General features: G+C 64.1%; 24 protein-coding genes and 3 tRNA genes. 13 read left to right on the top strand and 14 right to left on the bottom strand.

The features are described from left to right. Positions 1-4: 4 nt before the first annotated feature. A complete protein-coding gene (gene ispH / locus JKP78_RS12440; protein ID WP_170028139.1) occupies positions 5-952 on the top strand; it encodes a 4-hydroxy-3-methylbut-2-enyl diphosphate reductase in 948 nt (315 codons plus the stop codon). Between the two features lie 57 nt (positions 953-1,009). Here the strand turns inward: ispH and JKP78_RS12435 are convergent, their stop codons facing one another. Next, positions 1,010-1,507 carry a GspH/FimT family pseudopilin gene (locus JKP78_RS12435; protein WP_186689411.1) on the bottom strand — a complete coding sequence of 166 codons (498 nt, stop codon included), beginning with the start codon at positions 1,505-1,507 and terminating at the stop codon, positions 1,010-1,012. A 109-nt stretch (positions 1,508-1,616) separates the two neighbouring features. Here JKP78_RS12435 and JKP78_RS12430 point away from each other — a divergent pair, with 109 nt between their 5' ends. Genes JKP78_RS12430 through thiO form a run of 5 tightly spaced genes read left to right on the top strand, consistent with a single transcriptional unit; the run spans position 1,617 to position 4,444 of the window. After that, positions 1,617-1,799 (top strand): prepilin-type N-terminal cleavage/methylation domain-containing protein, encoded by a 183-nt coding sequence (locus JKP78_RS12430; protein WP_186689432.1) that lies wholly within the window; start codon positions 1,617-1,619, stop codon positions 1,797-1,799. Further along, on the top strand, positions 1,796-2,440 hold the full coding sequence (locus tag JKP78_RS12425; protein ID WP_186689409.1) for a PilW family protein: 645 nt from the start codon (positions 1,796-1,798) through the stop codon (positions 2,438-2,440). The genes JKP78_RS12430 and JKP78_RS12425 overlap by 4 nt, the downstream gene beginning before the upstream one ends. Next, on the top strand, positions 2,437-2,901 hold the full coding sequence (locus tag JKP78_RS12420) for a hypothetical protein (protein ID WP_186689407.1): 465 nt from the start codon (positions 2,437-2,439) through the stop codon (positions 2,899-2,901). The genes JKP78_RS12425 and JKP78_RS12420 overlap by 4 nt, the downstream gene beginning before the upstream one ends. A 1-nt stretch (position 2,902) precedes the next feature. Beyond that, positions 2,903-3,292 (top strand): type IV pilin protein, encoded by a 390-nt coding sequence (locus JKP78_RS12415; protein ID WP_186689405.1) that lies wholly within the window; start codon positions 2,903-2,905, stop codon positions 3,290-3,292. Positions 3,293-3,346: 54 nt separating this feature from the next. Continuing rightward, positions 3,347-4,444 carry a glycine oxidase ThiO gene (thiO, locus tag JKP78_RS12410; protein ID WP_200626749.1) on the top strand — a complete coding sequence of 366 codons (1,098 nt, stop codon included), beginning with the start codon at positions 3,347-3,349 and terminating at the stop codon, positions 4,442-4,444. Between the two features lie 155 nt (positions 4,445-4,599). Here the strand turns inward: thiO and JKP78_RS12405 are convergent, their stop codons facing one another. The 10 genes from JKP78_RS12405 to JKP78_RS12360 form a co-directional block, all read right to left on the bottom strand. After that, positions 4,600-6,009: an amidase gene (locus JKP78_RS12405; protein WP_200626748.1), complete on the bottom strand. Its 1,410-nt coding sequence runs from the start codon at positions 6,007-6,009 to the stop codon at positions 4,600-4,602. A gap of 1 nt (position 6,010) precedes the next feature. Continuing rightward, on the bottom strand, positions 6,011-7,288 hold the full coding sequence (locus tag JKP78_RS12400) for a Zn-dependent hydrolase (protein WP_225931921.1): 1,278 nt from the start codon (positions 7,286-7,288) through the stop codon (positions 6,011-6,013). Positions 7,289-7,399: 111 nt separating this feature from the next. Continuing rightward, a complete protein-coding gene (locus JKP78_RS12395; RefSeq protein WP_186689399.1) occupies positions 7,400-8,095 on the bottom strand; it encodes an ABC transporter ATP-binding protein in 696 nt (231 codons plus the stop codon). Then, complete coding sequence (locus tag JKP78_RS12390) at positions 8,095-8,847, bottom strand: ABC transporter ATP-binding protein (protein ID WP_186689396.1); 753 nt, start codon at positions 8,845-8,847, stop codon at positions 8,095-8,097. The genes JKP78_RS12395 and JKP78_RS12390 overlap by 1 nt, the downstream gene beginning before the upstream one ends. Further along, a complete protein-coding gene (locus JKP78_RS12385; RefSeq protein WP_170028149.1) occupies positions 8,847-9,866 on the bottom strand; it encodes a branched-chain amino acid ABC transporter permease in 1,020 nt (339 codons plus the stop codon). The genes JKP78_RS12390 and JKP78_RS12385 overlap by 1 nt, the downstream gene beginning before the upstream one ends. Before the next feature lies 1 nt (position 9,867). Continuing rightward, positions 9,868-10,728 (bottom strand): branched-chain amino acid ABC transporter permease, encoded by an 861-nt coding sequence (locus JKP78_RS12380; protein WP_170028150.1) that lies wholly within the window; start codon positions 10,726-10,728, stop codon positions 9,868-9,870. 65 nt (positions 10,729-10,793) lie between these two features. Continuing rightward, the gene (locus tag JKP78_RS12375; protein WP_186689395.1) at positions 10,794-11,996 is read right to left on the bottom strand and encodes an ABC transporter substrate-binding protein; all 1,203 of its coding nucleotides are present in this window, start codon (positions 11,994-11,996) and stop codon (positions 10,794-10,796) included. 90 nt (positions 11,997-12,086) lie between these two features. After that, complete coding sequence (locus JKP78_RS12370) at positions 12,087-12,851, bottom strand: FadR/GntR family transcriptional regulator (protein WP_170028152.1); 765 nt, start codon at positions 12,849-12,851, stop codon at positions 12,087-12,089. A 226-nt stretch (positions 12,852-13,077) separates the two neighbouring features. Then, positions 13,078-13,308 carry a PP0621 family protein gene (locus tag JKP78_RS12365; protein WP_170028153.1) on the bottom strand — a complete coding sequence of 77 codons (231 nt, stop codon included), beginning with the start codon at positions 13,306-13,308 and terminating at the stop codon, positions 13,078-13,080. A 94-nt stretch (positions 13,309-13,402) separates the two neighbouring features. Further along, positions 13,403-14,422: an outer membrane protein assembly factor BamD gene (locus JKP78_RS12360; RefSeq protein ID WP_200626747.1), complete on the bottom strand. Its 1,020-nt coding sequence runs from the start codon at positions 14,420-14,422 to the stop codon at positions 13,403-13,405. A gap of 147 nt (positions 14,423-14,569) precedes the next feature. Between JKP78_RS12360 and rluD the strand changes: the two genes are divergently transcribed. From rluD to JKP78_RS12330, 6 genes are all read left to right on the top strand, one after another. Next, positions 14,570-15,532 (top strand): 23S rRNA pseudouridine(1911/1915/1917) synthase RluD, encoded by a 963-nt coding sequence (gene rluD / locus JKP78_RS12355; RefSeq protein ID WP_170028155.1) that lies wholly within the window; start codon positions 14,570-14,572, stop codon positions 15,530-15,532. Beyond that, entirely contained in the window at positions 15,529-16,269 is a 741-nt protein-coding gene (gene pgeF / locus JKP78_RS12350) for a peptidoglycan editing factor PgeF (protein WP_186689393.1), read from the top strand. Before rluD ends, pgeF begins: the two co-directional genes overlap by 4 nt. A gap of 250 nt (positions 16,270-16,519) precedes the next feature. Further along, a complete protein-coding gene (clpB, locus tag JKP78_RS12345) occupies positions 16,520-19,084 on the top strand; it encodes an ATP-dependent chaperone ClpB (protein ID WP_186689392.1) in 2,565 nt (854 codons plus the stop codon). 466 nt (positions 19,085-19,550) lie between these two features. Then, positions 19,551-19,626: transfer RNA gene (locus JKP78_RS12340), tRNA-Asn, on the top strand. A 4-nt stretch (positions 19,627-19,630) separates the two neighbouring features. Beyond that, positions 19,631-19,707, top strand: a tRNA-Pro gene (locus JKP78_RS12335). A gap of 6 nt (positions 19,708-19,713) precedes the next feature. Next, positions 19,714-19,789 (top strand) — tRNA-Lys (locus tag JKP78_RS12330). 228 nt (positions 19,790-20,017) lie between these two features. On the opposite strand, the gene JKP78_RS12325 is transcribed toward JKP78_RS12330, so the two are convergent. From JKP78_RS12325 to JKP78_RS12315, 3 genes are all read right to left on the bottom strand, one after another. Then, positions 20,018-21,313 (bottom strand): NAD(P)/FAD-dependent oxidoreductase, encoded by a 1,296-nt coding sequence (locus tag JKP78_RS12325; protein WP_170028158.1) that lies wholly within the window; start codon positions 21,311-21,313, stop codon positions 20,018-20,020. A gap of 84 nt (positions 21,314-21,397) precedes the next feature. Then, positions 21,398-21,571 (bottom strand): DUF3094 family protein, encoded by a 174-nt coding sequence (locus tag JKP78_RS12320; RefSeq protein WP_013970765.1) that lies wholly within the window; start codon positions 21,569-21,571, stop codon positions 21,398-21,400. Positions 21,572-21,704: 133 nt separating this feature from the next. Continuing rightward, positions 21,705-22,334 carry a DUF1780 domain-containing protein gene (locus JKP78_RS12315; protein WP_013970766.1) on the bottom strand — a complete coding sequence of 210 codons (630 nt, stop codon included), beginning with the start codon at positions 22,332-22,334 and terminating at the stop codon, positions 21,705-21,707. A gap of 212 nt (positions 22,335-22,546) precedes the next feature. Here JKP78_RS12315 and JKP78_RS12310 point away from each other — a divergent pair, with 212 nt between their 5' ends. Beyond that, a complete protein-coding gene (locus tag JKP78_RS12310; RefSeq protein WP_186689379.1) occupies positions 22,547-23,230 on the top strand; it encodes an energy-coupling factor ABC transporter permease in 684 nt (227 codons plus the stop codon). The last annotated feature ends 12 nt before the right edge of the window (positions 23,231-23,242 follow it).

The raw sequence follows: 23,242 nt of genomic DNA, 5'->3' as shown, positions 1-23,242 counted from the left end.
GAGCATGCAAATCAAACTCGCCAACCCTCGCGGCTTCTGCGCGGGGGTCGACCGGGCGATCGAGATCGTCAACCGCGCGCTGGAAGTCTTCGGCCCGCCGATCTATGTGCGTCACGAAGTGGTGCACAACAAGTTCGTGGTCGAAGACCTGCGCAACCGTGGGGCGATCTTCGTCGAGGAGCTGGACCAGGTGCCGGACGACGTCATCGTCATCTTCAGCGCCCACGGGGTTTCCCAGGCCGTGCGCCAGGAAGCCGCTGGCCGTGGCCTGAAAGTGTTCGACGCCACCTGCCCGCTGGTGACCAAGGTGCACATCGAAGTGGCCAAGTACAGCCGCGATGGCCGTGAGTGCATCCTCATCGGCCATGCAGGGCACCCGGAAGTCGAAGGCACCATGGGCCAGTACGACGCCAGCAACGGTGGCGCCATCTATCTCGTCGAGGACGAGGAGGATGTCGCCAACCTGCAGGTGAAAGACCCGGACCACCTGGCCTTCGTCACCCAGACCACGCTGTCGATGGACGACACCAGCCGCGTCATCGACGCCCTGCGCGCCCGCTTCCCGAACATCGGCGGCCCACGCAAGGACGACATCTGTTACGCAACCCAGAACCGCCAGGATGCGGTGAAGCAGCTGGCAGACGAATGCGACGTGGTACTGGTGGTCGGCAGCCCGAACAGCTCCAATTCCAACCGCCTGCGCGAGCTGGCCGAGCGCATGGGCACCCCGGCTTACCTGATCGACGGCGCCGAAGACCTGCAACGTGGCTGGTTCGAGCAGAAGGCGCGAATCGGCATTACCGCCGGCGCTTCGGCCCCCGAAGTGCTGGTGCGTGGCGTGATCGAGCAGCTCAAGGCCTGGGGCGCTACCGGCGCTGAAGAGCTGGATGGGCGAGAAGAGAACATCACCTTCTCCATGCCCAAAGAGCTGCGGGTTCGTTCGCTGATTTAAGGTGACCCTGTCCCGGCCCTATCGCTGGCTTGCCGGCGATAGGTGGCTACGGCTTGTTCAGGGCTGGGCGGCCGGACACTGGGTGTCTGGGCCGGCCTCTGTATCCAGCCTGACCCTGCCGGTCGATGCCAGCACCACCTTGTAGCGGCTGTCGCCTGGCGACCGCTCGCAAACACGCAGCGTGGCAGCCAGCAACTGGTTGCCCACCCCCAGCGGAACACCCTGCGCACTGAATTTCACCTGCCCGCCACGATTGCCAGCAATGTCCAGAGGCCGGGAAAGACGCTGTTCACGCAACACTTGCTGGTTATGTTCCAGCAGTACCCGCCAACCGTTCCCCCACTTACCGTTCAGGGCCTGCACCAGCACCGGCTGGCCTTGCAACATGGCATGGCTGCGCGCACTGCGCAGGGCCTGCGCCAGGTCGCGGGCGGCAGCTGCCCTGTGCAAGTCGTCGCTCAACCGGGCATAGGCGGGCATGCCGAGCTGAGTCAACAGAACTGCCACTGCCAAGGCCGACAACATTTGAATCAGTGTTACGCCGCGTTGCTTCACCGTGCATTCCTCCCTGGAAGTGCTTGGCTATAGCTTCTCGGTCGTTGGACAGGAGCACCAGTCGCCCGAGTTCAAGGCAATTGCAGGAAAAGTCCTAGGAGGTGCAGGGATGCACGGAGTTCAACGAGGCATGACACTGCTGGAAGTACTCTTGGCAGTGGTGGTAGTGGCGGTCGGCCTGTTTGCAGCAGCAGGCCTGCAACTGCAGGCATTGCAGGCCGTGGAGGACGCGCGCCGCGATGGACAGGCAGCAATGGCGGCGCACAGCGAGCGAGAACGGAGGCTGCAGTGAAGCGCAGGCAACGCGGGTTTGGTCTGCATGAGGTGATGATCGCCCTGGCGTTTGGCCTGATGTTGCTGGCGGCGGCTAGCCAGGTCTTTGTTTCGGCACACCAGGGCTGGCGACTACAGAGTACGGCAGCACACATGCAGGACGAGGCCCGCCTGGCACTGCTGCGCATGGCACAGGATATCCGCATGACGGGCATGTTCGGCTGCTTGCGCCTGCAGCCTGGCGATTTTGCCGATGCGGCAGCACGTCAGTCGTTCGGCCGCCCGTTGCAAGTCGAAGGCACCACGCTCAGCCTGGTGGTGACAGAGTTGCCCGGGCAGGCCGGGGCGCCAGACTGGTACTTGCACACAGACTGTCGGAGTAGGGTGCTTGTCGATGCGCAGCGCAAGGCGGGCTTCCCAGTGGTGCATCCGATCAGCAGGTATACCTATCAGCTGCAAGGCACCAGGCTGAGGTTCAAGCGCGGTGAAAGAGCGTTCCAACCGCTGCTCGAGAACGTGCAGGCGATGCGTCTCGAGCATGTGCAAATGCCGGAGGGAGAGCGGATAGACATTGCCCTGACGCTGTACGAACCGACGCTCGGGCTCGAACAGCGGCATGAGCTGAGCGTGGCAATCCGCAACCCGGTGCCTGCCTCATGAACCGCCAGCGTGGCCTGGTCCTGTTGCTGGCACTGCTATTGAGCATGCTGTTAAGCCTGCTGGCAGCTTCTGCCCTACGCGCGGCGCTGGTAGAAACGCGAATGGTCGGCTACCTGAGCGATGGCCTGCTGGCGCTGGAGCAGGCCGAGGAAGCCTTGCTGGCAGGGGAGGGCGAGGTGCATCGGGCACCGCCTGCCCCTTGTGATGCATGCCCGCCCCCGGTCCGCCCGCATGATCTGGCCGGGCAATGGCAGCGCACGCGGATGGGCTATTTCCAGTTGCAGAACCTGGGGTCAAGCAGCCGCGCCGCGCACATGCCGGAAGGACAGCAGGTCGCCCTGTTCAGGGTTACCGCCGTCAGCCTGCAAGCCCAGCCACGCTATGTACTGGAGGCGGTCTATGCCGTGGGCGACGACGGTGCACGGCGCATTGCCTGGCGGCAGAGATTGCAAGGAGACTGACATGCAGCAAGGCTTGAGCCTGATTGAGTTGTTGATTGTGCTGGCGGTCACCGGCATTCTGGCAGCCATTGCCTACCCAAGTTACAACGATCAGCTCCGGCGCGCTGCACGCAGCGAGGTGGTCGGCCTGCTGCACGATACCGCCCTGCGCCTGGAGCGCCATCGCGTGCTCACCGGCCAGTACGCCGAGGGCGAGCCGGACTTGCCCATGGGTAACCGCTACTACCGCCTGCAGGCCCAGCGTGACAGGGATACCTTCACGCTGCGTGCCCGGCGGCTGCCGGGCGCACTGATGGCGCAGGATAGCTGTGGTGATTTCCAGCTCGACCAGGCCGGTGTACGGAGTAATCCGGGCGCCGTTGGTGGCAGCGAACACTGCTGGGGAAGCTGAAGGTTGAATGATGCCGGGTGCATCGCGAATTTACTTCAGGTGTTGGATCGACAGATGAGCAAGCGAGTAGTGGTGGTCGGCGGCGGGGTGATCGGCCTGCTGACGGCGTTCAACCTGGCCGCGAAGGTCGGGCAGGTGGTGCTGTGTGACCAGGGCGAGGTCGGTCGCGAGTCGTCCTGGGCCGGCGGTGGCATTGTTTCGCCGCTGTACCCGTGGCGCTACAGCCCGGCAGTGACGGCCCTGGCGCACTGGTCGCAGGAATTTTATCCACAGCTGGGCGAGCGGCTGTTCGCCAGCACTGGCGTCGACCCTGAAGTGCACACCACTGGCCTGTACTGGCTCGATCTGGACGACGAGGCCGAAGCGCTGGCCTGGGCCGAGCGTGAGCAGCGGCCGCTGAGTGCCGTGGATATCTCGGCGGCCTATGACGCAGTGCCGGTGCTGGGCCCAGGCTTCAAGCGTGCCATCTACATGGCCGGCGTGGCCAACGTGCGCAACCCGCGCCTGGTGAAGTCGCTCAAGGCGGCGTTGCTGGCGTTGCCCAACGTGACCTTGCGTGAGCACTGCCAGATTACCGGCTTCGTCGGGCAAGGCGGCCGCGTGACCGGTGTGCAGACGGCAGACGGCGTGCTGGCAGCGGATGCGGTGGTGCTCAGCGCCGGGGCCTGGAGTGGTGAGCTGCTGGGTACGCTTGGCCTCGCGCTGCCGGTGGAGCCGGTGAAAGGCCAGATGATCCTGTTCAAGTGTGCCGAAGACTTCCTGCCGAGCATGGTGCTGGCCAAGGGGCGCTATGCGATCCCGCGGCGTGACGGGCATATTCTGGTAGGTAGCACGCTGGAGCATGCCGGGTACGACAAGACCCCGACCGGGGAGGCGTTGGAGAGCCTGAAAGCGTCGGCGGTGGAGTTGTTGCCTGAACTGGAGGGGGCTCCGGTGGTGGCGCATTGGGCCGGGTTGCGGCCGGGGTCACCGGAAGGTATTCCGTATATCGGACCGGTGCCGGGGCATGAGGGGTTGTGGTTGAACTGCGGGCATTACCGCAACGGTCTGGTGCTGGCGCCGGCTTCGTGCCAGCTGTTTACCGACCTGTTGACCGGGGCAGAGCCGATCATTGACCCGGCGCCGTATGCGCCAGCCGGGCGTTTGAGCTGAGATTGCCGGGGCCGCTGTGCGGCCCTTTCGCCGGCAGCCAGCTCCCACAGGTTCACCGACAGCCTCGGGACTTGTGCTTTACCTGTGGGAGCCGGCTGGCCGGCGATGGCCAGCAAGGCCAGTAAATATTTCAACCGGCGGGGCCAATGGAGCACTTAGCCGGTAATGGGGGCTTGCAAGTGCCGGCCAGGATAATGCTGCTCATACACCTTGCACACTCGCAGCACCTGCTCATCGGCAAAGCGCCCGGCCACCACCTGCAGCCCCACCGGCAACCCCTCGCGGGTGAACCCGCACGGCACCGAAGCCGCCGGCTGCTGAGTCAGGTTGAAGGGATAGCTGAACGGCGTCCATTCCATCCACTGCGCCATCCCCGACCCAGGCGGCACATTGTGCCCTGCCTCGAATGCCACCAGTGGCAGCATCGGCGATACCAGCACGTCATAGCGCTGGTGGAAGGCATTCATCCTGGCGATCAACTCTGCCCGTGCCTCCAGGGCCTGGGTGTATTCGCCCAGGTTGATCCGCGCCCCCTGTTCGGCAATCCAGTGCAGCCCTGGGTCAAGCAGCGCCCGCTGTTCATTGCTGAGCGCACTGGCCAACCGCGCCGCGCCGGCAAACCACAGGGTGTTGAACGTCTCCAGCGGGTCGCCGAACCCCGGGTCGACCTCTTCAACCTGCGCGCCCAGCCGTGCCAAGCGTTGCACGGCCTGGGCCACCAGTGCCTGGATTTGCGGGTCGACCTGCACGTAGCCGAAGTTGGCACTGTAGGCGATGCGCAGGCCGCTCAGGTCCTGCTCCTGGCACAGCCACGGCGCCTGCCTGGGTGCGCCAGCCAGCCCGTCACGGGCGTCGGGCCGGGCGACGCAGCCGAGCATCAGTACCGAATCGTCGACGGTGCGCGTCATCGGCCCCAGGTGCGACAGTACGGTCATGGCACTGGCGGGCCATTGCGGTACGTAGCCGAAGGTCGGCTTGATGCCGAACGTGCCGGTAAAGGCGCAGGGAATGCGAATCGAGCCGCCGGCATCGCTACCCTGGTGCAGCACGCCCAGGTTCAGCGCGGCTGCCGCCGCGGCACCACCGGAAGAGCCGCCAGCTGTCAGCCGGGTATTCCAGGGGTTGCGGGTGATGCCATACAGCGGGTTGTCGGTGACCCCCTTCCAGCCGAACTCCGGCGTGGTGGTCTTGCCCACCAATACAGCGCCGGCTTCGCGCATGAAGGCCGTGAAGGGCGCATCGACTTCCCACGGGCCGCTGCCCGAAGTGGTGCGCGAACCCTTGCGTGTGGGCATACCGCGGGTCAGGGTCAGGTCCTTGATCGAGGCGGGTACGCCATCCAGCCGGCCGCAGGGCTCGCCACGTTGCCAGCGCTGTTCGCTGGCGCGGGCGGCGGCGCGGGCACCTTCGCCGTCGACATGGCAATAGGCGTTGACCGCCGGGTTGTGCAGGTCGATGCGTGCCAGTACATCGTCGATCACCTCGACCGGTGACAGTTGGTGGCGCTGGTACAACTCGAGCAGTTCGACGGCGGTGAACTCGCCAATCGCGGTTTTCTGATTCATCTCAGCGGGCTCCCGGGTTGGCGGCCTGGAACATGGCGCGCAGCAGCACGTCGCAGCCATCGGCCAGGTCCTGTGGCGCGGCATTTTCGATTTCGTTGTGGCTGATGCCGCCCTCGCAGGGCACGAAGATCATCCCGGCCGGGCCCAGTTCGGCGAGGAAGATCGCGTCGTGGCCAGCGCCGCTGACGATATCCATGTGGCTCAGGCCCAGCTCCCGCGCGCCTTGGCGCACAGCGTCCACGCACTGCTCGGCGAAGTACAGCGGTGGAAAGTCGGCGGTTGGCGTCAGCTTGTAACTCAGCCCGTGTCTTGCCGTGCTGGTTTCAATGGCCGTGAACACCTCGTTGACCATGGCTGCGAGGTGCTCGGGGTCGAGGTGGCGCAGATCGATGGTCATTTGCACCTGGCCCGGAATGACATTGCGCGAGCCCGGGTGCAGGTTCAGGCAGCCGACGGTGCCGCAGGCATGCGGCTGGTGAGCATGGGCCACGCGGTTGACCGCAGCCACCACCTCGGCGGCACCGACCAGGGCATCCTTGCGCAGGTGCATCGGGGTGGGGCCGGCGTGGGCCTCTACGCCGGTCAGTACCAGGTCGAACCATTTCTGCCCCAGACAGCCCTGGACCACGCCAATGGTGGTGCGCTGGTCTTCCAGCACCGGGCCCTGTTCGATATGCGCCTCGAAGTAGGCGCCGACGGCGTGCCCGGTGGGTACACGCGGGCCAGCGTAACCGATGCGCTGGAGTTCCGCGCCTACCGACAGGCCCTTGTCGTCGACCTTGGCCAGCGTCTCCTGCAGGCCGAACTTACCGGCGAACACCCCCGAGCCCATCATGCATGGCGGGAAACGCGAGCCTTCCTCGTTGGTCCACACCACCACTTCCAGCGGGGCTTCGGTGGTCAGGTTCAGGTCGTTCAGGGTGCGCAGCACCTCGAGGCCGGCCATGACGCCGTAGCAGCCATCGAACTTTCCGCCGGTGGGTTGGGTGTCGATGTGGCTGCCGGTCATCACGGGCGGCAGCGATGGGTTGCGGCCGGGGCGGCGGGCGAAAATGTTGCCGATGGCGTCGATGCTGACGGTACAGCCGGCTTCTTCGCACCAACGCACGAAAAGGTCGCGGGCCTGGCGGTCGAGGTCGGTCAGGGCCAGGCGGCACACGCCGCCCTTGGCGGTGGCGCCGAGGCCGGCCAGGTCCATCAGCGATTGCCAGAGCCGTTCGCGGCTGACCAGCGGGCCCTGGCCGAGCAGGTGTTGCGAGGGATCGATGCGGTTGTTCATGGTTCATCTCTCCTGAAATGACTGGGTTGCTTGTGCCGGCCTCTTCGCGGGTGAACCCGCTCCGCAGGGACATCACTGCCTTCAGGCCTGCGGGCCCCTACGAGGCCTGTATCAGGCACTAAGGGCCAGATAACGGTTCTTGATACTCGGGTCCTCGCGGAACTGCGCGGCACTGCCTTGATAGGCAACCCGACCCTGCTCCAGCACGTAATGGCGGTCAGCCAGGGCATCGCAGACCATCAGGTTCTGCTCCACCAGCAGGATCGACAGGCCTTCGTCCTTGATCCGCCGCAGAATCTTCACCAGTTCGTCGACGATTACCGGGGCCAGGCCTTCGGTGGGCTCGTCGAGGATCAGCAGCTTGGGGCCGTTGAGCAGGGCGCGAGCGATAGCCAGCATCTGCTGTTCGCCGCCGGAAAGGGCGAAACCGCCGTTGCGGCGCCGTTCCTTCAGCCGCGGGAACATGCTGTACACGTCTTCCAGCTGCCAGCGGCTGTCCTTGCGTACGGCAATCCTCAGGTTTTCCTCCACGCTGAGCTGGCGAAAGATGCCGCGGTGCTCCGGCACCAGGGCAATGCCGAGCCGCGCGATATCGAAGATTTCGCGGCCGACCAGCTGCTGGCCGTTGAAGCTGATCTGCCCCTGTCGTGGGCGGACGATGCCGAGGATGCTGCGTAGGGTGGTGGTCTTGCCGGCGCCGTTGCGCCCCAGCAAGGTCACCAGTTCGCCAGCCTCGACCTTGAGCGAGACGCCTTCGAGCACATGGCTCTTGTCATAGTAGGAGTGGATCGAATCGACTTTGAGCATCAGGCGGCCTCTCCAAGGTAGGCGGTGCGGACACGCTCGTCGTTGCGCACCTGTTCAGGGGTACCCTCGACCAGGATCTGGCCGTGGCTCATCACTGTGATGCGCTGGCTGATTGACATGACGATGCTCATGTTGTGCTCGATCAGCAGCACGGTGTGGTCGCGGCCGAGGTCGCTGATCAGGTTGGTCATCACCGGGATGTCGTCGATGCCCATGCCCGAAGTGGGCTCGTCGAGCATCAGCAACGTCGGTTTGGCGCAGATCGACATGCCCACCTCCAGCACCCGTTGCTGGCCGTGCGACAACTCGCCGGCCAGGGTCTCGGCGCGGGCGGTCAGCTTCAGGCGCTCCAGCACCTGGTCGGCAGTGTCCCAGTGGCTGCGCTTGTGCTCGACGCTGCGCCAGAAGTTCAGCGCACCCAGACCATCGCGCCCCTGGGCGGCCAGGCGCAGGTTCTCGCGCACCGACAGGTTCTGGAACAGGCTGGTGAGCTGGAACGAACGGGCCATACCCAGCGCCACGCGCCCGTGGGACGGTTTGCGGATGATGTCCTGGCCGTTGAACAGGATCTTGCCCGCGGTGGCCTGGCGCTCGCCGGTCAGGCAGTGGAACAGGCTGGTCTTGCCGGCGCCGTTGGGGCCGATGATGGTGTGGATTGAGCCGGCGCTGACCTTGAGGTCGACGCCTGCAACCGCCTTGAACGGCCCGTAGGCCAGCTCCAGCTGGCGGGTTTCCAGAAGGTAGTCGCTCATCACAGGGTCTCCTTGGTCTTGGCCTGGGGTTTGTCATTGGCGTTGCGGGTAGCCAGCAGGCGCTTGCCCAGTCCGGCGAGGCCGCCCCACAGGCCACCGCGCATGAACACCACCACCAGGATCAGGATCACCCCCAGCAGCATCAGCCAGCGCGGCCACAGCTCCGACAGCACATCACCCAGCAACACGATGGCGCCGGCCCCCAGCAGCGAGCCGAACAGCGAGCCGGTGCCACCGACGATGGTCATGATCAGGATGTTCTCGCTCATCATCAGGTCGATGTTCGACAGTGGCGCAAAGTGCAGCAGCATGGCGTACAGCGCCCCGGCGATACCGGTGATGGCACCCGACAGCATGAACACCAGGATCTTGAAGTGGCGGGTGTCGTAGCCGATGGCTGCGGCGCGGGTCTCGTTTTCGCGGATGGCCAGCAGGGTACTGCCGAACGGTGAGCGGATCACCCGCAGGGCGCCGGCAAAGATCAGCAGGAACAGCACCGCAACGAACACATAGAAATGCCGTGGGTCGGCCAGGTCGAATAGCACATGGCCGGCGATTTCGATGTTGGGCCGGGGCACATCGAGCAGGCCGTTGTCACCGCCGGTCCAGCCGCTGAGGGTGTAGGCCAGGAAGTAGGCCATCTGGCTGAAGGCCAGGGTCAGCATGACGAAGTAGATACCCGTGCGGCGGATCGCCAGGGCACCTACCAGCAGCGCCAGGAAGGCACCGAACACGGCTGCGCCAAGCAGCGCGGCGAACATGCCCCACTGCAGGTGGATCATCAGCAACGCCGCGCCATAGGCGCCCACGCCAAAGAAGATGCCCTGGCCGAACGACAGCAGGCCGGTGTAGCCGAGCAGCAGGTTGCAGGCCAGCGCCGCCAGGGCAAAGATCAGGATCTCGGTGGCCAGGGTGGCAGATGGAAGCAGCAGCGGCAGCGCCACCAGGCTGGCGACCACCAGCAACAACAGGGCCGGGGCGCGGCCCTTGGCGACCGGCAATGGGTTTTTCTCGCTCATCTCAGGCTCTCCCGAACAGGCCATAGGGACGGACCAGGATCACGGCGGCCATGGCGCCGTAGATCATCAGGCTGGCGCCTTGCGGCCAGAGACTGGTCATCATGCTTTGCACCACACCCACCAGCAGGCCGCCGACCAGTGCACCGCCGAACGAGCCCATGCCGCCGATCACCACCACCACGAAGGCGATGCCGAGGATTTCCGGGCCGACGAAGGGCTGGGCGCCACGCAGCGGTGCGAATAGCACGCCCGCCACGCCGGCCAGGCCCACGCCCAGGGCGAAGGTCAGGGAGAACAGGCGGAAGATGTTGGTGCCCAGCAGCGACACGGTTTCGGTGCTTTCGCTGCCGGCCCGGACCAGGGCGCCGAAGCGGGTGCGCTCCAGCAGCAGCCACAGGCCAAGGCCGATCAGTGCGGCGAAAGCGATCAGGAACAGCCGGTAGTAGGGGTAGATGAAGTCACCGACGATCAGCACCCCGCGCAGCTCCGGCGGCACCGCGATGTTCTTGCCCACCGGGCCCCAGATCAGTACCGAGGCTTCCTGGATGATCAGCGCGATACCAAGGGTGACGAGGATCTGGAACGTGTGCGGCAGGTGGTAGATGCGCTTGATCAGCAGCCGCTCGACCGCCCAGGCCAGCGCCGCCACCACCAGTGGTGCGATCAGCAGGGCAAGCCAGAAGCTGCCGGTAATGGCCACGGCGGTATAGCACAGGTAGGCGCCCAGCAAGAAAAACGCGCCGTGGGCGAAGTTGACGAAGTTGAGCAGGCCGAAAATGATCGTCAGGCCCACGGCGATGAGGAAGTAGATCATCCCCAGGCCCAGGCCGTTGAGCAGTTGGAACAGGTACAAATCGAGCATGAACGTGCCCTCGACAGCGCGCGGTGCGGCTGCCTGTACGAGTGGGTGTGACTGACGCCGCGGCTTCAGGCCAGGGCGCAACCGGTGTGGTCGACTTCGACGAACGAGCGACCCGAGCTGATGACTTCGGCCAGGTCGTCCTCGTCGCGCATCTGCCCCTGGGGCTTGCCGCGCAGCAGGTAGTAGTCCTTGAGCACCTGGTGGTCGCCCGGACGGATAAGTTCATCACCCGTCGGGCCCTGGAAGCGCATGCCCTGCAGTGCCGCGGACACGGCCGCGCCATCCAGGCTGCCGGCCTTGATGATGGCCTCGAGCATGACCTTGGTGCCGATGTAGTCGGCCGCCAGCGGGTAGTTGGGGTTGATGCCATAGGCCTTGCGGGTGGCGGCGACCAGCTGTTTGTTCAGTGGGGTATCGACCTGGTGCCAGTACTGCGCGCCTAGGTACACGCCTTCGAGCACGTCGCTGCCCAGCTCCTGGAACTGATCGAGGCCGGCGGACCACACCATCAGCACTTTCATGCGCTCCTTGATACCGAAGTTCACTGCCTGGCGCAGGGCGTTGGACGCCTGGCTGCCGAAGTTGAGCAGCACCAGCACGTCGGGCTTGGCGGCGATGGCGTTGGTCAGGTAGCCGGAAAATTCCTGCTCCTGCAGCGAGTGGTAGCTGTTGCCGATGTGTTCCACGCCGAGCTCGGCAAACACCTTGCGGGCATTGTCCAGCAGGGCATCGCCGAACACGTACTGCGGGGTGATGGTGTACCAGCGCTTGGCCTGGGGCAGTTGGCGGATCATCGGCACCAGCGTTTCGCGGATGGCGCCGTAGGTGGGCACCGACCAGCGGAAGGTCGAGGCATTGCAGTCCTTGCCGGTAATCTCGTCGGCGCCGACCGGGGTCATGAATATGCCGCCGGCCTTGTGGATTTCCTTCGACACCGCCAGTGCCGAGGACGACAGGGTGCAGCCCTGGAAGAAGCGTGCGCCATCCTGGCCGATGGCTTCCTGCACCTTGCGCACCGCCTTGCCGGCGTTGCCTTCAGTGTCGATGACCTTGTACTTGAGCGGGTGGCCAAGCAGTTGCGGGTGTTCGGCGATAGCCAGGCGCGAGCCCATGTCGGCGTACTTGCCGTAGCTGGCGAAGGCGCCAGACATGGACTTGAGCCCATAGAAGGTCAACGGTTGGTCGGCGAATGCCCGGTGCGACCCCAGGGGGAGGCTACCTAAGGCACCCAGGGCAAGGCCTGCCTTGAGCAGGGTACGTCTTTGCATGAGTAACTCCTTGGTTGTAGTTATTAGGCAGGAGTAGCAATGACAAAGCGGGTACGGCCGGGCCTGTGTGCAGGCCTCTTTCCAGGTGGATCAGTGGTGGTGTTCGAACTCCAGCAGGAAGTTGCGGGCAACCTCGCCTTCCAGCGCGGTCATGTGGTGTTCGGCGTCGCACATGTGATCGTGCATCAGCCGGCGTACGGCAGGCTCGTCGCTGGCGCGCAGGGCGGTGAGCAATTGCTTGTGGTAGGCGATGTTGGCGGCGGCGAACTGCTGGCGCTTGGGCAGGTAGGCCTTTTTCAGCACCACCAGGTCGCGCAGCAGGTCATTGAGGAACACCGCCATGAAACGCAGCAACGGGTTGGAGCAGCGGTCGGCCAGCAGGGTGTGGAACTCCAGCTCGGCCAGGCGCTGTTCGCGCTGTCCTTCCTCGCTGTCCTCCGGTGCGCTGCAGAAGTCGATGTTGGCCTGCAGTGCGGCGTAGTCGGCTTCGCTCAGCTTGCCCATCACCGACACCGCCAGCTCCACCTCGATGACCTTGCGCAGCTGGTACACCTGCTCGCCGTCCAGGTGCTGGAAGTGCAGGTAGTTGCGCAGCGCGCGGCTGGCAGGTTCGGTGCCCACTTCGTTGAGGTAGGCACCGCCGCTCGGGCCGGTGCGGGTGCTGACCAGGCCCTCGACCTCCAGGGCCTTGAGCGCTTCGCGGGCGGTACCCTTGGAGCATTCGAAATGCTCCATCAGCTCGCGCTCGGTGGGCAGGCGGTCGCCGGGGTGCAGCGCTTCGGTGACGATCGAGCGCTTTACCGATTCGACAATCACGTCGGACAGCTTCTGGCGCTTGCGTTTGGGTTTGAGCATTTCGCTATTTTTCATATTTATGCGGATAAATAGGATTTAGCGAGTTTTGCCGGGGTGGGTCAATGCTGGTGGCGGGGGAGGGGTCGCAAATGGTGCGAAAGGGTCGGGGAGGGATAAGTGAAGAGGCGATCAACCGCGCAACCTGTGGGAGCGGGTTTGCCCGCGAATGCTGCAGTGAAGCCAGCGACGCATTCGCGGATGAACCCGCTTCCACAGGCTACCGTGTTCAGTTCTGGCGGCCGGGCCCCTGCTGCAGGTGCGCCTGGCTGCAATACCACTCGTTGCCCTGCTGCAGCGCCCGGTCATTGGGCAGGTGCACACCACAATGGGCGCAGCGCACCATCTTCAGTGGCGCATCCAGCTTGGCCTCGGGGCGTGACTGCTGGCTGACTTTGAATTTGCGCCACAGCCAGAACGCGGCGGCGATCAGGGCGATCCAGAAAAGTAGGCGAACCATGGTGTCCAGCTTGTCGGTTGAAGAAGTCGACAGTCTAGGACGCGGCCAATAAAAAAGGGAGGCCCAAGGCCTCCCTTTCACCTACCGCAGCAGATCAGTCGAACAGACCAAAGGTCATGTAGCTGAACCACGAGCGGTCTTGCTCGGCTTCCTTCGGCCCTTCCGGCACGATCGGGTCGCCGTTCTCGTCCTTCGGCAGCAGCTCTTCCGGCATCTCGTCGCGCGCGTCCTGGAACTGCTTGACCACGTCCTGGTTGGCGCGGGTTTCGCCCGGCGGCAGCGGGGTTTCGGTTTCGATCAGGCCCAGGGTGGCCTTGGACAGCCAGCCACGGCCATCAGACTCGGTCTGCTTGGGCTGGAATTCACCATCCACCAGGCTCGGGTGGTCCGGGTAGTTCAGCTTGAGGGTTTCCAGGCTGGTGGCCGCCAGTTCGTCCAGGTGCATCTTCTGGTACGACTCGGCCATCACCGCCAGGCCATCACCGACCGACGGGGTTTCCTGGAAGTTTTCCACCACGTAGCGGCCACGGTTGGCTGCGGCCACATAGGCCTGGCGGCTCAGGTAGTAGTCGGCCACATGGATTTCATACGCGGCCAGCAGGTTGCGCAGGTAGATCATGCGCTGCTTGGCATCAGGCGCGTAGCGGCTGTTGGGGAAACGGCTGGTCAGCTGGGCGAACTCGTTGTACGAGTCGCGCGCGGCACCCGGGTCACGCTTGGTCATGTCCAGCGGCAGGAAGCGCGCCAGCAGGCCACGGTCCTGGTCGAACGAGGTCAGGCCCTTGAGGTAGTAGGCATAGTCGACGTTCGGGTGCTGCGGGTGCAGGCGGATGAAGCGCTCGGCGGCCGACTTGGCAGCCTCGGGCTCCGAGTTCTTGTAGTTGGCGTAGATCAGCTCGAGCTGCGCCTGGTCGGCATAACGGCCGAACGGGTAGCGCGACTCCAGGGCCTTGAGCTTGTTCACGGCGCTGGTGTAGCTGGAGTTGTCCAGGTCAGCCTGCGCCTGCTGGTACAGCTCGGCCTCGCTGAGGTTCTCGTCAATGACTTCCTTATTCGAGGAACAGGCCGCGGTGAGCCCGAGGATGGCGATCAGCAGCAGGTGTTTCACTTGCATGGCGGCTTGCGTCCCTTTGACGGCCGCTGTCTTGGGCGGTGCCGTCCTGTTATGATGAGCGCCCCGGCCAACCCCGGGACAAAAGAAGCCGTATTTAACCACAAGCTCGCAGCCGAAACCAAAGGCTGTGCGCCCGCCGAATCGAGCATGTCCGAGATCATTCAACTTAGCGCAGAGGTGCCGTCCGAACTGGGCGGTCAACGCCTCGACCAGGTCGCCGCCCAATTGTTCGCCGAGTACTCGCGTTCGCGGCTAACTTCGTGGATCAAAGAAGGCCGTCTGACGGTCGATGGCGCGGTAGTGCGCCCTCGCGACCTCGTCCATGGTGGCTCGCAGCTTATCCTGGAGGCCGAGCAAGAGGCCCAGGGTGAGTGGGTCGCAGAAGATATCGAACTGGATATCGTCTACGAGGACGACCACATCATGGTGATCAACAAGCCTGCCGGGCTGGTTGTGCACCCAGCCGCCGGGCATGCCAGTGGCACCCTGCTCAATGCCTTGCTGCACCACGTGCCGGATATCGTCAACGTACCGCGCGCCGGTATTGTTCATCGCCTGGACAAGGACACCACCGGCCTGATGGTGGTGGCCAAGACCTTGCAGGCGCAGACCCGGCTGGTCGAGCAGATGCAGGCGCGCAAGGTCAGCCGCATCTACGAGTGCATCGTGATTGGCGTGGTGACAGCTGGTGGCAAGATCGATGCCCCGATCGGTCGCCATGGCGGCATGCGTCAGCGCATGGCGGTCACCGACGGCGGCAAGCCGGCGGTCAGCCACTACCGTGTGCTCAAGCGCTTCCGCTCGCACACCCACGTGCGGGTCAAGCTGGAAACCGGCCGTACCCACCAGATTCGCGTGCATATGGCGCATGTCGGTTTCCCGCTGGTCGGCGACCAGACCTACGGTGGCCGCTTCCGGATTCCACCGGCGGCCAGCCCGACCATGGTCGAGGCAGTGAAAACCTTCCCGCGTCAGGCACTGCATGCACGCTTCCTCGCGTTGGCCCACCCGATTACCGGTGAAGTCATGAAGTGGGAATCGCCACTGCCGGACGACTTCGTCTGGTTGCTGTCGCTGCTGAACCAGGACCGCGAGAGCTTTATCGGATGAGTGGCCTGACGCAGACGCTGCTGTACCCCGACTGGCCGGCCCCGGCCTCGGTGCGCGCCTGCGTCACCACTCGCCAGGGCGGCGTCAGCCTGCCGCCCTATGAAACCTTCAACCTTGGCGACCACGTTGGCGATGACCCGGCAGCGGTGGCCGAGAACCGTCGCCGCCTGAGCGACGCATTCGCCATTCAGCCGGCCTGGCTCAAGCAGGTACATGGGCTGGTGGTGGCGGATGCCGACCCGGCGATGGTGGCCGAAGCTGACGCCAGCTGGACCGACCAGCCTGGCATTGCCTGTGCCGTGATGACTGCCGACTGCCTGCCCGCGCTGTTCTGCGACCGGGCGGGTACCCGCGTGGCGGCGGCGCATGCTGGCTGGCGCGGGCTGGCCGGTGGTGTGCTGGAGGCCACGCTTGACCGTTTGGCAGTGGCCCCGGAAGAGGTGCTGGTGTGGTTGGGGCCGGCAATTGGCCCCCAGGCATTCGAAGTCGGGCTGGAAGTGCGTGATGCGTTTACTGCCGTTCATCCTGAAGCGGCCCGGGCGTTTGTCGACGGCGAACGGCCAGGCAAGCTGATGGCTGACATCTACGAACTGGCGCGCATTCGCCTGGCTGCCCGTGGGGTGACTGCCGTTTATGGCGGTGGCTGGTGCACGGTCAGCGATGAGCGCTTCTTCTCCTATCGCCGTACCCCGCAGGGGGGGCGGTTTGCTTCGCTGGTGTGGCTGGAGCCGCGCTGACCTGCACCGGCCTCTTCGCGGGTGAACCCGCTCCCACAGGATAATCACAGTCTCTGAGAGCAGTGCAGTACTTTTGGGAGCGGGTTCACCCGCGAATGGCCCGGCATTAATCCAACAGGTTGACTTTGGTCAACCCCGCTACGCTTGAATCTTCCACAATCAGCCTTATCTATAAGGTCATCTCAGGCAGGTTTCTTCATCAACAGGCGCTGTCCATCGCTCCGACCTGCCCTTTAAAGGAAGGTATCCCATGCGAATAGACCGTTTGACCAGCAAGCTGCAGCTTGCCATATCCGATGCCCAGTCCCTGGCCGTTGGCATGGACCACCCAGCCATCGAGCCCGTGCACCTGCTGCAGGCGCTGCTCGAGCAGCAGGGCGGTTCGATCAAGCCGCTGCTGATGCAGGTAGGTTTCGACATCAACAGCTTGCGCCAGGCGCTGGTGAAGGAGCTCGACCACCTGCCGAAAATCCAGAACCCGACCGGCGACGTGAACATGTCGCAGGACCTGGCGCGCCTGCTCAACCAGGCCGACCGCCTGGCCCAGCAGAAGGGTGACCAGTTCATTTCCAGCGAGCTGGTGTTGCTTGCTGCCATGGACGAGAACAGCAAGCTCGGCAAGTTGCTGCTCGGCCAGGGCGTCAGCAAGAAGGCCCTGGAAAACGCCATCAACAACCTGCGCGGCGGTGCGGCAGTCAACGACGCCAACGCCGAGGAATCGCGCCAGGCGCTGGACAAGTACACCGTCGACCTGACCAAGCGTGCCGAAGAAGGCAAGCTGGACCCGGTGATCGGCCGTGACGATGAAATCCGCCGTACCGTGCAGGTATTGCAACGCCGGACCAAGAACAACCCGGTGCTGATCGGCGAACCAGGGGTCGGCAAGACCGCCATCGCCGAAGGCCTGGCGCAGCGCATCATCAACGGTGAAGTGCCTGACGGCCTCAAGGGCAAGCGCCTGCTGGCGCTGGACATGGGCGCGCTGATCGCCGGTGCCAAGTACCGCGGCGAGTTCGAAGAGCGCCTCAAAGGCCTGCTCAATGAGCTGTCCAAGCAGGAAGGCCAGATCATCCTGTTCATCGACGAACTGCACACCATGGTCGGTGCCGGCAAGGGTGAGGGCGCCATGGACGCCGGCAACATGCTCAAGCCGGCCCTGGCCCGAGGCGAGCTGCACTGTGTGGGCGCGACCACGCTCAACGAATACCGCCAGTTCATCGAGAAGGACGCTGCCCTGGAGCGGCGCTTCCAGAAGGTGCTGGTCGAGGAGCCGAGCGAGGAGGACACCATTGCCATCCTGCGTGGCCTGAAGGAGCGCTATGAAGTGCACCACAAGGTGGCCATCACCGACGGTGCCATCATCGCCGCGGCCAAGCTCAGCCACCGCTACATCACCGACCGCCAGCTGCCGGACAAGGCCATCGACCTGATCGACGAAGCGGCCAGCCGCATCCGCATGGAGATCGACTCCAAGCCGGAAGTGCTCGACCGCCTCGACCGTCGCCTGATCCAGCTCAAGGTGGAATCGCAGGCGTTGAAGAAGGAAGAAGACGAAGCCGCGAAAAAACGCCTGGAGAAGCTCACCGAGGAAATTACCCGGCTGGAGCGTGAATACGCCGACCTGGAAGAAATCTGGGCGTCGGAAAAGGCCGAAGTGCAGGGCTCGGCGCAGATCCAGCAAAAGATCGAGCAGGCCCGCCAGGAACTGGAAGCCGCCCGGCGCAAAGGCGACCTGAGCCGCATGGCCGAGCTGCAGTACGGGGTGATCCCGGACCTGGAGCGCAGCCTGCAGATGGTCGACCAGCACGGCAAGGCCGACAACCAGCTGCTGCGCAACAAGGTCACCGAGGAAGAAATTGCCGAAGTGGTGTCCAAGTGGACCGGCATCCCGGTGGCCAAGATGCTCGAAGGCGAGCGCGAGAAGCTGTTGAAGATGGAAGAGCTGCTGCACCAGCGCGTGATTGGCCAGGGCGAGGCGGTAACCGCCGTGTCCAACGCCGTGCGCCGCTCGCGTGCCGGGCTGTCCGACCCGAACCGGCCCAGTGGCTCGTTCCTGTTCCTCGGCCCGACCGGGGTGGGCAAGACCGAGCTGTGCAAGGCGCTGGCCGAGTTCCTGTTCGACACCGAAGAGGCCATGGTGCGTATCGATATGTCCGAGTTCATGGAGAAGCACTCCGTGGCGCGGCTGATCGGCGCCCCGCCAGGCTATGTCGGCTATGAAGAGGGCGGTTACCTGACCGAGGCGGTACGCCGCAAGCCTTACTCGGTGGTGTTGCTGGACGAGGTGGAAAAGGCTCACCCGGATGTGTTCAACGTGCTGTTGCAGGTGCTGGAAGACGGCCGCCTGACCGACAGCCACGGGCGCACCGTGGACTTCCGCAACACGGTGATCGTGATGACCTCCAACCTGGGCTCGGCGCAGATCCAGGAACTGGTGGGTGACCGCGAGGCACAGCGGGCAGCGGTGATGGATGCGGTGGGTTCGCACTTCCGCCCGGAATTCATCAACCGTATCGACGAAGTGGTGGTGTTCGAGCCGTTGGGCCGCGAGCAGATTGCCGGTATTACCGAAATCCAGCTGGGCCGCCTGCGCAGCCGTCTGCAGGAGCGCGAGCTGTCGCTGAGCCTGAGCCCGGAAGCCCTCGACAAGCTGATTGCCGTGGGTTACGACCCGGTGTATGGCGCACGGCCGCTGAAGCGCGCCATCCAGCGCTGGATCGAAAACCCGCTGGCGCAGCTGATCCTGGCAGGCAAGTTCATGCCTGGTACGGCGATTACCGCCAAGGTGGAAGGCGAAGAAATCGTCTTTGCCTGAATAGCAGCACCCAGAGCCCCGCATCTGCGGGGCTTTTTCTTGCCTGTTTTCCTGTGCTGGCCCCTTCGCGGGCATGCCCGCTCCCACAGGAATTGCACAGATTTCGAGGGCTGCGCCGTCCCTGTGGGAGCGGGCGAGCCCGCGAAGAGGCCGGCGCGGCCCCAGCAAATCCGGGGTGTTTAGAATTTCCTGGATAACTTGCTGAAATTTTTGAAATTTTTGCTTGCATCTGAAATCGAGTGCCCCTAATATACGCCGCGTTGTCAGGCACTAAGCGAATCACCAGCAACATCGGGGATCGCAAAACAACTTACAAATCAGTAAGTTGAACGAAAAAAAGTGGTTGACAAGAAAAACGAAGAATGTAGAATAGCCGGCCTCAGCAGCGACAACGCGAAAGCGGATAGCCAAAGAGACCGAAGCTAACACAAGCTTCGAAGTAGTAAAGGTTGTACCGAAGTTCAGTTCCGCGATAGCTCAGTCGGTAGAGCAAATGACTGTTAATCATTGGGTCCCTGGTTCGAGTCCAGGTCGCGGAGCCAATCTCGGGGTGTAGCGCAGTCCGGTAGCGCGCCTGCTTTGGGAGCAGGATGTCAGGAGTTCGAATCCCCTCACCCCGACCATTTTCCGGGTCGTTAGCTCAGTTGGTAGAGCAGTTGGCTTTTAACCAATTGGTCGTAGGTTCGAATCCTACACGACCCACCATGTAAAAAGGGCATCTCGAATGAGATGCCCTTTTTCTTTTGCCTCGATTTTTTCCAGAGCGCCGGCCGTCCGGTGCATCTCGACGCTAGCCTTGCAAGAGGGCTACCAGCCCTGTCGCCGACAAGCCAGCTCCCACAGGTACAGCACAGAACTTGAGGTCTGTGAGCATTGTGTGGAGCCGGCTTGCCGGCGATGGGGCCAGTACAGGCAACCGCTACGGCGTGCCTGTCAGTGCAACTTCAGGCGCGGCTCGGTACCGCGGCCAATCTTGCTGCCCAGCATCATCAGCGCAGTGCGGAAGAAACCGTACAGCGCCATCTGGTGCATGCGGTACAACGACACATAGAACATGCGCGCCAGCCAGCCCTCCAGCTTCACGCTGCCCATCAGGTTACCCATCAGGTTGCCCACCGCCGAGAAGCGCGACAACGACACCAGCGAACCGTAGTCCTTGTACGCATAGGTCGGCAGCGCCTTGTTCTCCAGCCGTGCCTTCAGGCTCTGCGCCAGCATCGAGGCCTGCTGGTGCGCGGCCTGCGCCCGTGGCGGCACGTTGCGGTCGCTGCCGGGTTGCGGGCAGGCGGCGCAGTCGCCGAAGGCAAAGATGTTGTCGTCACGCGTGGTCTGCAGGGTCGGGCGCACCACCAGCTGGTTGATGCGGTTGGTTTCCAGGCCATCGATGTCCTTGAGGAAGGCTGGCGCACGGATACCCGCCGCCCACACCTTCAGGCTGGCCTGGATCACTTCGCCATCCTTGGTCTTCAGGCCATCTTCGGTCACTTCACTGACGGCGGCATTGGTCATCACCTTGACCCCGAGTTTCTCCAGGGTCTTGTGCACTGGCACGCTGATGCGCTCGGGCAGTGCCGGCAGCACGCGCGGGCCTGCTTCGATCAGGGTGATGTGCATGTCCTTGGGCTGGATACGGTCCAGGCCATAGGCTGCCAGTTCGTGGGCCGCGTGGTGCAGCTCGGCCGCCAGCTCCACACCGGTGGCACCCGCGCCGACGATGGCCACGCTGATTTTCTCGCTGGCCACGTCACCGGCATGGGCACGCAGGTAGTGGTTGAGCAATTGCTGGTGGAAACGCTCGGCCTGCTTGCGGGTGTCGAGGAACAGGCAGTGCTGCGCCGCGCCCAGGGTGCCGAAGTCGTTGGTATTGGAACCCACGGCAATCACCAGGGTGTCGTAGCCCAGGGTACGCGCAGGCAGCAACTCGCGGCCCTCTTCGTCGAGGGTGGCGGCCAGCTGGATCTGCTTGCCCTCGCGGTCCAGGCCGCTCATGCGTCCCAGCTGGAAGTTGAAGTGGTTCCACTTGGCCTGGGCCACGTAGTTCAGTTCGTCTTCCGAGGAGTTCAGCGAGCCGGCGGCCACTTCGTGCAGCAGCGGTTTCCAGATGTGCGTGAGGTTGGCGTCGACCAGGGTGATCTCGGCCTGCTTGCGCTTGCCCAGGCTTTTACCCAGGCGGGTCGCCAGTTCCAGGCCGCCGGCGCCGCCGCCGACAATCACGATGCGATGAGTCATGGGAATATCTCATAAGGTTTACGGAATTCGGGGCCCAGGGGGCCGGCCGCACACTGCGCGAGGGGAGGGCGAGCGCGAAGCAGCTCATAGCACCAACCCACTCAGCAGGCGGCTGATGAGACCCAACCCGATGGTCACGGCCACCACCAGCACAAGGAGCAGCCACGGCCGGAAGGGCCTGCGCTCGACTTGGTGCTGGGGGGCTCGCAGATACTCATCGACACGACGCTGATCTTCTGGATTCAGACGGCTGGTCATGGTGGGGCCTCGTCAGGTAGACGTTTGTGACTGCGCAAACGCTACAGCGTTCACGCAGGGGCTTGAAACAAATGATAATGCTTTCTATCTCTGGCGCCGAGTGTACGCCATCGCAAACACTCGCTGCACTGGATCAAAGACTGATGCCCACGTCGAACACGATGCTGCGCCCCAGGTTGCCGCGCAGGAAGTCCGGCGCATCCGGGTGGGCGAACAGCACCCGGGCAAAGGTCGGCCCGACCAGCGACAGCGAGCGCCAGCCCTGGCGCAGGTATTCGGTGGGGGGCGGGAAGTGTGTGTTGAGGTCGAGCACCTCGCGCTTGAGGCTGGCGAAGGCGATGATGTCCAGCTCGTTCAGCTCCAGCCCGCGCTCACGGTAGTTGTGTGCCTTCTTGCGCAAGGTCGGCGCCAGGCGCCCCAGCAGCTCGGTGGCACTGATGCGCCGCGGGCGCGCTTCGCGGCGCACCAGTTGCGCCAGGGAAAACGCACTGCGCCGGCGCTGCAGCTCTTCGCGCCATTCATCGTTCAGCCGGCGGCCCTCGTCGAGCACGAAGAACACCTCGAAGGCGGCGTCGCGGAACAGCACGTCTGGCGGCTCCTGGCCGGCCGGGGTGAAGTCCTCGCTGCGGTAGGGGATGTTCAGCCCCTGCAACAGGCGTTGGCACACCCAACGCTCCCGCTCCCACTTGCGGGCGTTGGAGAGAAAGGCATTGGCTTGTTCGGCCTGGATAGTAAGCAGGCGCAGGTAGTCTGAGTCATCCATGGTGCAAGCTTAGACGCTAATCGATGACGGTAAGATGCTGTTTGTGCGTATAAATCAGCGCCGCGTTGGCCCTTGCTGCCGGCCCTGCGTATTCACCGGGCCAAAGCCCGGCCGGCGCTGATGCTGTGGAGCGCTGCTGCCCGCAGCCGAATGAAACGGATAATAGGTGTAGACTCGGCCTTATCCACAGGAAGGCAGGGGGCATTGTTCAGGTGATCAGCGCGCAGGTATTGTCCGGCACCACCCTTACCCTTGGCTGGCTGGGTTACGTACCGTTGCTGATCTGGGCAATCAGCCAGGTGCGCTGGGTAGAGCTGTTCACCGACCGGCGCCGCCAGCACCTGCTGTTCGGCACGGTGTTCTGCCTGTTCGCCCTGTGGCTGGTGAGGCGCGATTTCGACACTGGGGTGTCGTACCACTTCATCGGCATGACGGCGGTGACGCTGTTGCTGGACTGGCCGTTGGCCGTGCTCGGCGGTTTCATGGCGCAGCTCGGTTTGCTGGTGCTCGGGCGCCAGGACCTGGCCGCGCTGGGGATCAATGGCTTGTTGCTGGTTGGATTGCCGGTGTTGATTGCCGAGGCGTGCGCGATAGGGGTCGAGCGCGCTCAACCCAGAAACCTGTTCGTGTATATCTTCTGTTCCGGCTTCTTCCCCGCAGCCCTGACGGTGCTGGCCTGCCTGTCGGCCGGGTTGGGCTTGCTGTGGCTGAACGGGCGCTTCGCCATGCCGGAGTGGCTGAGCGACTTTGTCGGCTACCTGTGGCTGATGATGTTCCCCGAGGCGTTCATCAATGGCACGGTGATCAGCGCGCTGGTGGTGTTTTGCCCGGAGTGGCTGGAAACCTTCAACCGCACGCGGTATTTGCAGGCGCCGTGGAAGGAGGATGAGCGATAGCTGTGCAACCAC

This window comes from Pseudomonas sp. LAM2023 (genome assembly GCF_016620375.1).
GTDB classification, from domain to species: Bacteria; Pseudomonadota; Gammaproteobacteria; order Pseudomonadales; family Pseudomonadaceae; genus Aquipseudomonas; species Aquipseudomonas anuradhapurensis.
This window is presented reverse-complemented; position numbering and strand designations above follow the sequence as displayed.